The sequence below is a fragment of the Cellulomonas pasadenensis genome, from assembly GCF_047229365.1.
Classification (GTDB): Bacteria; Actinomycetota; Actinomycetes; order Actinomycetales; family Cellulomonadaceae; genus Cellulomonas.
On sequence record NZ_JBFTEP010000006.1, the window covers coordinates 42,675 to 54,128 of the forward strand.

The 11,454-nt window shown below is 72.2% G+C and carries 14 protein-coding genes; 6 read left to right on the forward strand and 8 right to left on the reverse strand.

Annotation, left to right across the window (positions count from 1 at the left end; all coding sequences use genetic code 11):
- Positions 1-115 precede the first annotated feature (115 nt).
- Both AB6N23_RS02030 and AB6N23_RS02035 read left to right on the forward strand, forming a co-directional pair.
- A complete protein-coding gene (locus tag AB6N23_RS02030) occupies positions 116-2,320 on the forward strand; it encodes a copper-translocating P-type ATPase (RefSeq protein WP_412864263.1) in 2,205 nt (734 codons plus the stop codon).
- Positions 2,321-2,345: 25 nt separating this feature from the next.
- The gene (locus AB6N23_RS02035; protein WP_412864265.1) at positions 2,346-3,230 is read left to right on the forward strand and encodes a F510_1955 family glycosylhydrolase; all 885 of its coding nucleotides are present in this window, start codon (positions 2,346-2,348) and stop codon (positions 3,228-3,230) included.
- Between the two features lie 72 nt (positions 3,231-3,302).
- Here AB6N23_RS02035 and AB6N23_RS02040 read toward each other — a convergent pair whose 3' ends face one another.
- The 5 genes from AB6N23_RS02040 to AB6N23_RS02060 form a co-directional block, all read right to left on the reverse strand.
- The gene (locus AB6N23_RS02040) at positions 3,303-3,935 is read right to left on the reverse strand and encodes a DUF305 domain-containing protein (RefSeq protein WP_412864267.1); all 633 of its coding nucleotides are present in this window, start codon (positions 3,933-3,935) and stop codon (positions 3,303-3,305) included.
- A 29-nt stretch (positions 3,936-3,964) separates the two neighbouring features.
- On the reverse strand, positions 3,965-4,093 hold the full coding sequence (locus AB6N23_RS02045) for a hypothetical protein (RefSeq protein WP_412864269.1): 129 nt from the start codon (positions 4,091-4,093) through the stop codon (positions 3,965-3,967).
- 171 nt (positions 4,094-4,264) lie between these two features.
- Positions 4,265-4,486, reverse strand: a complete 222-nt coding sequence (locus tag AB6N23_RS02050) for a hypothetical protein (protein ID WP_412864271.1) — start codon at positions 4,484-4,486, stop codon at positions 4,265-4,267.
- A gap of 55 nt (positions 4,487-4,541) precedes the next feature.
- Positions 4,542-5,696 (reverse strand): sensor histidine kinase, encoded by a 1,155-nt coding sequence (locus AB6N23_RS02055; RefSeq protein WP_412864273.1) that lies wholly within the window; start codon positions 5,694-5,696, stop codon positions 4,542-4,544.
- Positions 5,693-6,406, reverse strand: a complete 714-nt coding sequence (locus tag AB6N23_RS02060) for a response regulator transcription factor (RefSeq protein WP_412864275.1) — start codon at positions 6,404-6,406, stop codon at positions 5,693-5,695. The genes AB6N23_RS02055 and AB6N23_RS02060 overlap by 4 nt, the downstream gene beginning before the upstream one ends.
- 174 nt (positions 6,407-6,580) lie before the next feature.
- On the opposite strand from AB6N23_RS02060, the gene AB6N23_RS02065 reads away from it, so the two are divergent.
- The 3 genes from AB6N23_RS02065 to AB6N23_RS02075 are packed head-to-tail and all read left to right on the forward strand — an operon-like array spanning position 6,581 to position 8,506.
- Positions 6,581-6,892 (forward strand): thioredoxin domain-containing protein, encoded by a 312-nt coding sequence (locus AB6N23_RS02065; protein WP_412864277.1) that lies wholly within the window; start codon positions 6,581-6,583, stop codon positions 6,890-6,892.
- On the forward strand, positions 6,882-7,871 hold the full coding sequence (locus AB6N23_RS02070) for a cytochrome c biogenesis CcdA family protein (protein WP_412864279.1): 990 nt from the start codon (positions 6,882-6,884) through the stop codon (positions 7,869-7,871). Before AB6N23_RS02065 ends, AB6N23_RS02070 begins: the two co-directional genes overlap by 11 nt.
- Positions 7,868-8,506, forward strand: coding sequence for a peroxiredoxin family protein (locus AB6N23_RS02075; RefSeq protein ID WP_412864280.1), 639 nt, complete (start codon positions 7,868-7,870; stop codon positions 8,504-8,506). The genes AB6N23_RS02070 and AB6N23_RS02075 overlap by 4 nt, the downstream gene beginning before the upstream one ends.
- A gap of 76 nt (positions 8,507-8,582) precedes the next feature.
- Here the strand turns inward: AB6N23_RS02075 and AB6N23_RS02080 are convergent, their stop codons facing one another.
- Both AB6N23_RS02080 and AB6N23_RS02085 read right to left on the reverse strand, forming a co-directional pair.
- Positions 8,583-9,179 (reverse strand): DUF305 domain-containing protein, encoded by a 597-nt coding sequence (locus AB6N23_RS02080; protein ID WP_412864282.1) that lies wholly within the window; start codon positions 9,177-9,179, stop codon positions 8,583-8,585.
- 29 nt (positions 9,180-9,208) lie between these two features.
- Positions 9,209-9,610, reverse strand: coding sequence for a four-helix bundle copper-binding protein (locus AB6N23_RS02085; protein WP_412864284.1), 402 nt, complete (start codon positions 9,608-9,610; stop codon positions 9,209-9,211).
- Positions 9,611-9,816: 206 nt separating this feature from the next.
- Here AB6N23_RS02085 and AB6N23_RS02090 point away from each other — a divergent pair, with 206 nt between their 5' ends.
- The gene (locus tag AB6N23_RS02090; protein WP_412864290.1) at positions 9,817-11,007 is read left to right on the forward strand and encodes an ATP-binding protein; all 1,191 of its coding nucleotides are present in this window, start codon (positions 9,817-9,819) and stop codon (positions 11,005-11,007) included.
- A 96-nt stretch (positions 11,008-11,103) separates the two neighbouring features.
- On the opposite strand, the gene AB6N23_RS02095 is transcribed toward AB6N23_RS02090, so the two are convergent.
- Positions 11,104-11,454: DUF4913 domain-containing protein (locus AB6N23_RS02095; protein WP_412864286.1), on the reverse strand; the 351-nt coding region annotated here is incomplete at its 5' end.

Consider the following 11,454-nt stretch of genomic DNA (forward strand, 5'->3'; position numbering starts at 1 on the left):
CGGGCGCACACCTCTGGGCGATGAAGGTTCGGTCAAGAACAGCATGAGCGGGAACACCCCGCCGTGGACGACGGTTCTGCGGATACCCCCCAGGGGTATCGAGAGGAGTAGGCCGATGGTGCACGACGACCCCCACACCCACCAGCACGGCGCCCCGCCGACCGAGCCGGTGCCGCAGCACTCCGGCCACGGCGAGCACGTGACGGGCGAGCGCCACCACGGCGGCGCCACGCCCCCCGGCCATGATGGGCAGGGCGGCCACGAGCACGCCGGGCACAGTGTCGGCCACCAGGCCGGGCACGAGCATGCCGGGCACGGCAACGCCGGCCACGCCCATCACATCGCCGCGTTCCGCGACCGGTTCTGGTTGAGCCTGGTCCTGGCGGTCCCGGTCGTGGCGTTCAGCCACATGTTCGCCGAACTCGTGGGCTACCAGGTGCCCGACTTCCCGGGGGCGATGTGGATCTCCCCGGTGCTGGGCACGGTCATCTTCGTCTACGGCGGGTGGCCGTTCCTGACCGGCGCCGCCGTCGAGGCCCGCTCGCGCCGCCCGGGGATGATGCTGCTGATCTCCCTGGCGATCACGGTCGCGTTCGTCGCGTCGTGGGCGACCACGCTGGGAGCTGGCATGGCGCTGGACTTCTGGTGGGAGCTGGCGCTGCTGATCGTGATCATGCTGCTCGGGCACTGGCTCGAGATGCGTGCCCTCGGCGCGGCCTCCGGGGCGCTGGACGCCCTGGCCGCGCTGCTGCCCGACGTCGCGGAGCGGATCAGCGCGTCCGGCACGGAGGAGGTCGCGCTGGGCGACCTGCGCACCGACGACGTCGTGCTCGTGCGCGCCGGCGGGCGCGTGCCGGCCGACGGGGTGATCGTCGACGGCGAGGCGCACCTGGACGAGGCGATGGTCACCGGTGAGTCACGCCCGGTGCGCCGCCGGGTCGGCGACACGGTCATCGGCGGGACCGTGTCCACCGACAGCACGCTGCGCGTGCGGGTGACCGCGGTGGGTGAGCAGACCGCCCTGGCGGGCATCCAGCGGCTGGTCGCCGACGCGCAGGCGTCGAGTTCACGCGCGCAGGCGCTGGCCGACCGGGCCGCGGCACTGCTGTTCTGGTTCGCGCTGGGCGCCGGTGTGCTGACGTTCGTGACCTGGGCGCTGCTCGGTGACGTGCCGGCGGCCATCGAGCGGACGGTCACCGTCCTGGTCATCGCCTGCCCCCACGCCCTGGGGCTGGCGATCCCGCTGGTGATCTCGATCTCCACCGAGCGTGCCGCGCGCGCCGGAGTGCTGGTCAAGAACCGCCTCGCGCTGGAGCGGATGCGGACCATCGATACGGTGCTGTTCGACAAGACCGGCACCCTGACCCAGGGCGCCCCCACGCTCACGGGCGCCGCACCGGTGGCCGGGGTCGAGCGCGAGGACCTGCTGCGCACGGCGGCCGCGGCCGAGAGCGACAGCGAGCACCCGCTCGCGCGCGCGATCGTCGCCGCCGCGGGCGCGGACCTGCCCCCCGCGCGGGACTTCCGGACCCTTCCCGGTCGCGGGGTGCGGGCGCTGGTCGAGGGACGTGCGGTGCACGTCGGTGGTCCGGCGCTGCTCGACGAGCTCGCCGTCGACGTGCCGCGCGACCTGCGCGAGGCGACGGCCCCCTGGCTCGAGCGCGGTGCATCGGTGCTGCACGTCGTGCGTGACGGGCAGGTCCTCGGCGCGGTCGCGGTCCAGGACGCGGTCCGAGCCGAGTCCCGGCAGGCCGTCGACGCGCTGCACGCCCGCGGCGTGCGGGTCGCGATGATCACCGGCGACGCCCAGCAGGTCGCCGACGCCGTCGCCCAGGACCTGGGCATCGACGAGGTGTTCGCGCAGGTCCTGCCCACCGACAAGGACGCGAAGGTCGCCGCCCTGCAGCAGCGTGGACACCGCGTCGCGATGGTCGGCGACGGCGTGAACGACGCCCCGGCACTGGCGCGCGCCGACGTGGGCATCGCGATCGGTGCCGGCACCGACGTCGCGGTGGAGTCCGCCGGTGTCGTGCTGGCCTCCGACGACCCGCGCGGGGTGCTGTCGGTGATCACCTTGTCCCGGGCGTCCTACCGCAAGATGTGGCAGAACCTGGTGTGGGCCACCGGGTACAACGTCATCGCGGTGCCGCTGGCGGCCGGTGTGCTGGCGTTCGCCGGGTTCGTGCTCTCCCCCGCGGTCGGGGCGGTGCTGATGTCGGTGTCCACGATCGTCGTGGCGGTCAACGCCCAGCTGCTGCGCCGCGTCGACCTCGACCCCGCCCGGGTGGCGGCCGCGCGGGTGCGCGATGGGGTGTCATGATCTGCGCGACCAAGGAGGTTCCCCGGTGAGGATCGTGGCTTCGCGCGTGCGGCGCCAGCTCGGTGCGCTCGTCGCGCTGGCGGCCGTGACCGGCGCGGCCGGCTGTACCGGCCCGGGCGGGGCAGGCCAGTCCGCCGACCCGCAGCGCCAGGGCGAGGCAACGTACCAGGCGGCGCCCAGCGCTCACGTGCATGCGGTGGCGATCAGCCAGTGGGACGGCCTGACGTACGCCGCCACGCACGACGGGCTGTTCCGCTTCGGTGACGGTGAGCCGCAGCGCCTGGGCCCCGTGATCGACCTGATGGGTTTCACCATCGCCGCACCGGACCGGTTCCTCGCCTCCGGGCACCCCGGGCCGGGCGCGGACCTGCCCGAGCCGCTCGGCCTGGTCGAGTCCCGTGACGGCGGGCAGAGCTGGACGCCGCTGTCCCGCGGCGGCGAGTCCGACTTCCACGCACTGACGGCCGCCAGGGCGGACGTGCTCGGGTTCGACGGGCGCGAGCTGCTGCGCTCCGGTGACGGCCAGACGTGGCACACCCTGCCGGTGCCCGCCGCGCCGCATGCACTGACCGCGAGCCCGTACTCCACGACCGTCCTGGCGACCAGCGAGAGCGGGCTGCTGCGTTCACCGGACGCCGGCACCACCTGGCAACCGGTGCCCGGTGCGCCGCTGCTGCAGGTCGCGACGTTCGCGGACGTCACGACCGCGTTCGGCATCACGCCCGACGGGGTTGTGGCGCGCAGCGACGACGCCGGACAGACGTGGACGACGGTCGCCGAGCTCGGCCAGGCCCCGCACGCGGTCGGTGCGCGGCGCACCGCCAACGGGAAGGTCCGCCTGGTCGTTGCGACCGCGCAGGGCCTGACCGTCTCCGATGACGGCGGGGCCACGTTCCACGACGGCCTGTGAGCCCTGCCGGCGGATGCACGAAGGGGACCGTCCAAGGACGGTCCCCTTCGCGTGTTCGGGAATTGCTGGCGCTCAGCCGAGCTCGCGCAGCAGGTTCTCCATCTCGGTGATCTCCATCGTCTGGTCGTCGATGATCGTGCCCGCCAGGTCGACCGCCTCGGGGTTCTCCCCCTCGGCGCGCTGGGTCTCGGCCATCTCGATCGCGCCGCGGTGGTGGTCGGTCATCAGCTCCAGGAAGCGGCGGTCGAAGTCGACGCCGGACAGGGCCGACAGCTCGGCCATGACCTCCTCCTGGCTCATGCCCTCCATGTCCATGCCACCGTGGTCCATGCCGCCGTGGTCCATCGCCTCGGGCGTCGTGGGCTCGCCCCACTGCTCGAGCCAGCCGGTCATCAGCTCGATCTCGGGTCCCTGGGCCGCGGAGATCCGCTCGCCCAGGGCGCGCACCTGCTCGTTGGAGGCCTTCTGCACGGCGAGCTCGGCCATCTCGATCGCGCCCTGGTGATGGACGATCATCATCTGCGCGAACTCGACGTCGGCATCGTTGTGCGCGGCGGCGTCCGCGCTCTGCTCGGCGGTGGTCTCGGCGGCGCTGGGCGACTCACCGCCGGCGGGCGCGGCGTCGTCGGAGCAGGCGGCCAGGGTCAGGGCGAGGGTGCCGGCGATCGCGACCGCGCTCAGACGGCGGCGGATGGTCGTGGTCATGTGGTGCCTTCCTGTGGTGCGGTGCGAGCTCAGTGCGCGGTGCTGCTGCTCGTGCAGCAGTCGGCGCCGGCGCCCGTGGCGGCCGTGGACGTCGAGCAGCAGCCCGCGTCCTGCGCGGTGGTGTCCTCGACGGTCGTGGTCTGGCAGCAGCTGGCCATGGCGTCTCCTTCGTGTCATACGGGGCGGCACGGGCCGGCCCGACCGGTAGCAGGGACCGGGGCGCCAGGCTCCCGTGTGTGCTGTGCGGCGCTGCGCTCTGCGGCGCCGAGCGACACCTTGACTATCTCCCCGCCGCCTTGAGGGGGCCTCGCCGCACGGTGAAGGTTTGATCAAGAACCCGCCGGCGGGGCGCCGACGGACGCCGGCGGCGCTGCGGCGGCGGTTCCCGCGTCGCCGTCACCGGCCGGTGCAGGGGGTGGCGGGGTCGGTCGTGCGCGCTGGACGGGGAACAGCCGGCCCAGCGCCCAGAGCACCGCCGCCAGGGCCAGCGCCCACACCAGGACCATCGCCACCCAGCCGCCGGCCGTCGTCGGCGTGCACCACAGCCCCATCGCCGTCTCCTCGGGTGTGCGGGTCGTTGCCTGTGCTCAGGCTGCTGGTGGTCGGTCAGGGCTGGTATCGCGGTCGATGAAGCATCACTGAAGATCGCCGCACCGGTGCGCGGGGAAGCTCGATGACGAACTGCGTGCCGGTACCCGCGCCCGCGCTCTGCGCGGTGATCGACCCGCCGTGGGCGTGCACCAGCCCGCGGGCGATCGCCAGGCCGATCCCGGTGCCACCGTGGCCGCGGTCGCGGGCGGTGTCGACCCGGTAGAAGCGCTCGAACACGAACGGAAGGTGCTCGGCGCTGATGCCCTCCCCCGTGTCGGTGACGGCGAACCGGGTCCCGGTCGGGGTACGCGCGGCGGACAGGGTGACCCGCCCACCGGCAGGGGTGTGCCGCAGCGCGTTGTCCAGCAGGTTGGTCAGGACCTGCCCGAACCGGTCCTGGTCGACCAGGACCGGCTCGAGGCCGCGCGGCACGTCGACGTCGAGCCGCACCCCCGCCTGGGCGAACCGGTCAGCGAACGCGGCCGCGGTGTCCTGCAGCAGCTCCCGCGGGCTGACCGGTTCACGGCGCATCTGCTGCTCGCCGGTCTCGGCTTGGGTCACCGCCGCCAGGTCGGAGGCCAGGCGGGTCAGCCGCGAGGCCTGCGCGCGCAGGACGTCCACGGTCTGCGGGGTCAGCTGCTCGATGCCGTCCTCGAGGCCGTCGAGGTAGGCCGAGATCGTCGCGACCGGGGTGCGCAGCTCGTGCGCGACGTCGCTCATCAGCCGTCGACGCAGCGTCTCGACGTTCTCCAGGCGCGCGGCCATCTCGTTGAACGAAGTGGCCAGGGCGTCGAACTCCGCGCCGATGTGCGGGGCCGGCACCCGCGCCTCGTACCGGCCGGCGGCGACCTGCGCGGCCACGGTGGACATGTGCCCCAAGGTCGCGGCCAGCCGCCGCGCCAGCACGACGCTGGCCAGCAGCGCCGTCAGGGCGGCGGCGAGCAGCGCGACCAGCAGCGTCAGCGCGCTGGCCGAGACGAACGCCTCCTCGGCGTGCTCGACCACCGTCCCGGCCGAACGCTCGGCCTCGAGCATGTGCTGGTGGAACAGGACCGGACCGGTCGCGGAGGCGACCAGCCAGGCTGTCAGGGCGGCGGTGATGATGACCAGGGCCATCGCGGCCAGCAGGCGACCGGCGATGCCGCGGCGGGCCTGCCGCCACCGGCTCACCGGCCGGTCCCCATCCGGTACCCGACGCCGCGGACCGTGCGCACGTACTTCTGCTCGGCGGCGCTGTCGCCGAGCTTGCGCCGCACGTGGAGCAGATGGACGTCGACCAGGTGCTCGTCACCGATCCACTCGTGCCCCCACACCTCCCCGATGAGGGCGCGGCGGGTGAACGCCCGCTGCGGGTGGGCCGCCAACGCGGACAAGATGTCGAACTCGGTGCGGGTCAACGCGACCGGTTCGTCCTCGACGCGGACCTCCCGCCCGACCGGGTCGATGCGCAGCGCACCGAAGGTCCACCACGCCGTCTGCCCGCCAGGCTCCCCCGCCGCGCGGCGGGGGCGGCGCTGCAGGACTCCGATCCGTGCGACGAGCTCACGTGGGCTGAACGGCTTGGTCATGTAGTCGTCCGCGCCGACCTTGAGCCCGACGAGCACGTCGACCTCGTCCGCGCGGGCGGTGAGCATCACGACGTAGCAGTCGGAGAACGTGCGGATCTGCCGGCACACCTCGATCCCGTCGACCTCGGGCAGGCCGAGGTCGAGCACGACCACGTCCGGGTCGCGGTCGCGTGCCAGCGTGATGCCGGTGTGCCCGTCGAACGCCAGGTCGACCTCGAACCCCTCCCGCTCGAGGTACCCGGCGACCAGCTGCGCCAACGGTCGCTCGTCGTCGACGACCAACGCCCGGTGCGCCGCCTGTGAGGTGCTCATGCGGCCAGTGTGATCGGCACTCGCGCCGCGAAGGGCCACCGGCCGGTGCTGTCGCCTGCTCCTTCATCGAATTTTGACCGTTCGGCGACCGGTTCGACCGCACGTCGCCGCGAGCCTGGTCGCGGCTCCCATGGACGCACCAGGCGCGCAGCGAGCCGGCCGTTTGGAGGGCTCATGGTCACCGCGAACGTACCGACCACCCGGATCACCGTCGTGCAGGTCAGCGCCTGCCACTACTGCGCCGAGGCCGAGCAGACGCTGCAGGACCTGGCCGCCGACTTCGACTTCGAGGTCGTGCGCGTACCGGTGCTCAGCGCCCACGGGCAGCAGCTGGTCGCGCTGCACCGCCCCGCGATGGCCCCGCTGGTCCTCCTCGACGGAGTCTTCTTCAGCGCGGGCCGGCTGCCCGCCAAGCGGCTGGCCGCGCTCCTGACCCGGCGGCGCGAGTCGGCCGGGGTCCTCGTCGGGGGCGATCGTGGGCAGTGAGCTGCTGACCACCGGCAGCGTGATCGCCGCATTCCTGGCCGGTGGGGTCGCGTTGTTCGCGCCCTGCTGCATCGTCTTCCTGGCGCCCAGCTACCTCGCCGGCGCCGTGCGCAACCGCCGCTGGCAGCTGCTGCCGCTGACGTTCGTGTTCGCGGCCGGCCTGGCGCTGGTGATGCTGCCGCTCACCCTGGGCGCGAGCCTGCTGGCCGGTGCGATCGCCCGATACCACGCACCGCTGTACTACGCGGGTGGGGCGTTGATGTTCGCCCTGGCGGCCCTGGCCGTCTCCGGGCGGATGTGGTCACTGCCGCGTGTGCTGCGCGCCCCGGACACCACCGGCGGGGACGGCGCGAGCTTCTTCGCCCTGGGCGTGTTCTCCGGTGTGGCGTCGGCGTGCTGCGCACCGGTCCTGGCCGGGGTGATGACCCTGTCGGCGCTGTCGGCCACACCCGCCGGCGGGTTGCTGCTGGGTCTGGCGTACGTGTTCGGCATGGTCTTCCCGCTGTTCGTGATGGCTCTGCTGTGGGACCGGACCCGCCTGGGCGAGAAGCAGTTCTGGCGGGTCCGCCCGGTCCGGCTGCGCCTGGGTCCGCGCGTGCATGAGACCAACACGGTCAACCTCGCCGTCGCGGTGGGTTTCGCCGTGATGAGCGTGTTCGTCCTCGCACTGGCCGGCCAGAGCGACATGTCCCGCGGCACCGCGGCCCAGGAGTGGGCCGGGGGCTGGCTGACCGACGCGTTCCTGCAGCTGCAGGCGTGGGCCGCACCGGTTCCCGAACCCGTCCAAGGTCTGCTGCTGTTCGCCCTCGCCGCGGTCTTCGTGTGGGCGACGCTGCGCGGGCGATCCCGCGGCGGCCCGCCGGCGCCGCCGCTGACCGAGGACACCCCTACCGTCCAGGACTCGCCCGCGATGACCGCACATGCCGGGCCCGGCGCCGTCGCGTCCTGCCACACTCCGACCCCGAGGACCGAGCGATGACGTCAGGATCGGCCGTCCGCCGCCAGCAGGAACGCCAACGCATCACCGCGCGGCTGCGCGCCGAGCAGGCGCACATCCGCACACGCCGGCGCGTGCTCATCCTCGGCGCGTGGGGTGTGCTCGCGCTGTTCGCCGTCGCCGTGGTCACCGCGGCGCTGCTCTCGGCGCGACCACAGCAGTCGAACGACGTGCGCGCCGCACCCGACTTCACTTTGCCGGCCTCGGACGGCACGTCAGTAACGTTGTCCGACCTACGCGGAAAGCCAGTACTGCTGTACTTCAACGAGGGCGCCGGCTGCGACGCGTGCATCGTGCAGATGACCCGCATCGAGCAGGAGAACGGGTTCGCCGAGGACGGCATCACCGTCCTGCCGGTCGTGATGAACACCGCCGAGCAGATCAACGCCGACCGTGAACGACTCGGCGCGCGCACCGCGTTCCTGCTCGACGACGGCACCGTCTCCGGCGCCTACGGCACGCTGGGCACCGGGATGCACGCGGGTCTGCCCGGGCACGGCTTCGTGCTGATCGACGCCCAGGGCCAGCAGATCTGGCAGGGCGACTACCCCTCGATGTGGATCGACCCCCCCGAGCTGCTCGACGTCGTGCGGAGCAACCTGGCCGCGACGGCTTGAGCGCGGGTCGCGCCGTGGCGGACACCCGCCCACAGGACCGGGCGCGAAGGAACCGACCTGCCCGTCGCAGGGCGAGTCAGCCGAGCTGATCGCGGAGCGTGTTCATCTGCTCGAGCTGCCCCAGTTGTCCGTCGTGGATCTCCTGCTCCAGCTGTTGTGCCGCTGGGCTCCCGTCCGAGGCGAGTGCGACATCGGCCATCATGATTGCCGACATGTGGTGGCTGCTGAACACGTCCAGCCACTTGCGATCGAACGCCTCCCCCTCGAGTGCCATGAGCTCGGCCATCTCCTGCTCGTTGAACCGCTGGATCGGCTCCTCAGGAGGCATCGGTTTCATATCACCCGTGGCGGCGACCTCTTCGAGGAGGGGAAGCTGCTCCTGCTGGGAGGTCTGCGCGGCCTGCGCTACCTCTCGCACACCGGGGGTGGCGGCCTTCTGCAGTGCCATCTGCGTCATCTCGATCCCGGTCTGGTGGTGAGGGATCATCATCGCGGCGAACATCGCGTCGCTCATCGCCGTGCTCGCCGTCGGGGTTGGCGTGCTGGCCTGCGAGGTGGTGCTGGACTCGGCCGTCTGCCCCTGAGCTTCGGTACCGTCACTGCAGCCGGCCACGGCGAGTGCCAGGCTGAGCGCGCAGGCGACGGTGGCTGCGCGGCGTTGTGTCGTGTTCATCGTGGGGCCTTCCGGTTCGGATGGGCGACTCAGCTGATGCTGGCCAGCAGCTGCGTGCACGCCTGCTCGCAGGCCCGGCATGCCTCGGCGCAGATGCGGCAGTGCTCGTGCATCTGCGCGTGCTGCTCGCACTCGTCCGCACACGCACGGCACGCGGCGATGCACGCCTCGAGGTGGGCGCGGGTGATGTTGGCGTCGTAACCGGTGTGCCGGGACAAGATCCGCGCAGTGGCGGCGCAGCTGTCGGCACAGTCGAGGTTCGTGCGGATGCACTTGCGCAAATCAGCGACCATCTCCTCGCTCAGGCACGCGTCGGCGCAGGCGGTGCACGCCTGCACGCAGGCCACCGCAGCGTCGATGACACCGGCCAGCAGCTGACGGTCGAGGTTGATGCTCGCGGGATAGGTCTCCAGCATCGCGGCGGTCTTCATCGTCCATCTCCTCCAGGGCGCGGGGATCATCGGTCGCCATCGACGCTAGATCGGGCCCGCGCGACCGCACCTGGGCGAGCGTTCTGAGGCGATGAAGGTTCGATGAAGGCTTGCAAGGCGCCCGGAAGCAGTGGGTAGTGGCGAACCCTCTAAGGTCGTATGAACGCGTGTAAACTCTCGCTTATACCTACTTAGAGGAGTTCATCATCGACGCTGCCGCGAACCCGTACACGCCCGGGGCTGGCGCGACGCCGGTCGCGCTCGTTGGTCGATCGAGCGAGCTGGAGTCCGTGCGCGTACTGGCGGCGCGCACGAAGAACGGGCTGTCGGCACGCAGCGTGATGCTGCACGGGCTGCGCGGGGTCGGCAAGACGGTGCTGCTGCGGGCGCTGCAGCACGAGCTGGACGACCACGGGTGGTTGACGGTGTCGGTCGAGGCGCAGCGCGACCCGGACGCTCGTGCGTTGGCGCGTCAGCAGCTCGAGCGCGGCCTGCTGGCCAGCGCGCGCCGGCTCGCCAGCCGGTCCGAACGCGTCGGCGAGAAGCTCAAGGCGGCACTGTCCACGATCACCTCGTTCAGCTTGTCCGTCGGTGCCGGCGTGAGCTTCGGGGTGGACCTGCAGCCAGCCCGGGGGCGCGCGGACTCCGGTGTGCTGGAGTTCGACCTGGCCGAGCTCGTGCAGGACGTCGCGCCGGCCCTGGTCGACGCCGGCATCGGGTTCGCGGTGTTCGTCGATGAGATCCAGGACCTGGAGAGCTCGACCCTGACGGCGCTGCTGACCGTGCAGCACCAGGCTGCACAGAACCGGTGGCCGTTCTACGTCTTCGGCGCCGGACTGCCCAGCGTGCCGGCCGTGCTGTCCGAGGCGCGCTCGTACGCCGAGCGGCAGTTCGAGTACCGCCACATCGACCGCCTCGGGCACGACGACGCCGCCGAGGCGTTCGTCGACCCCGCCCGCTCCGCCGGCGCAGACTTCACCCCCGACGCCCTCGCGCGACTCATCGAGCTCTCCGGCGGGTACCCCTACTTCATCCAGGAGTTCGGGCACCAGGCCTGGCAACTGGCCCCGGGCCCGGACATCATCACCGACCAGGACGCACGCCTAGCCGCGGCCGCCGGCATCGACGCCCTGGACGCGGGCTTCTTCCGCGCCCGGTGGGAGCGCGCCACGAAGGCCGAGCAACGCGTGATGCGGGCGATGGCCGCCGACAACGACGCCCCGAGCCTGCTCACCGCACTCGTAGAGAGACTGCACAAGCGAAAGCCGTCCGACCTGTCGGTCGCGCGTCGGGATCTGATCGCCAAGGGCTTGATCTACGCCTCCGCGCGCGCCGAGCTCGCGTTCACCGTCCCGCACATGGCCTCGTACATCAACCGCCGCCACAGCGACGACTGACAGGGCGCGCGGTCGAACCGCACGCCAGCACTCACCGCCCGGCGGCCGCAACGGGTGGCACAGGCAAGGCCGGAAACGACATCCAGATGCGCGAGCTCACCGGGCAGGCTCCAGGGCCGGCTGTCGACGCTCGTCGGGGAACATCCCCTCCGGCGGCGGCGCGTACGGCAACGGCTCGTCGGAACCGTTGGCGTTCTGCTCGCCGGTCGCCTTGCCGAACGGGCCGGACGGGTCGAGCAGGACGGCCATGTGGTGGTCGGCGTGGTCGCGCCACCACACGCTCATGCCCATGCTCGGGTCCTGGCGCAGCTTCTCCCACGACCGCCACAGCGCCTCGAGGCGGATCAGCGCCTCCGGGTACCTCCACCACTCCGCCGCCCACACCCGCTGCGTGCCGCGTCCGTCGACGCGACGGCGGTAGACCTTGCACAGGAACTCCCGCACGAA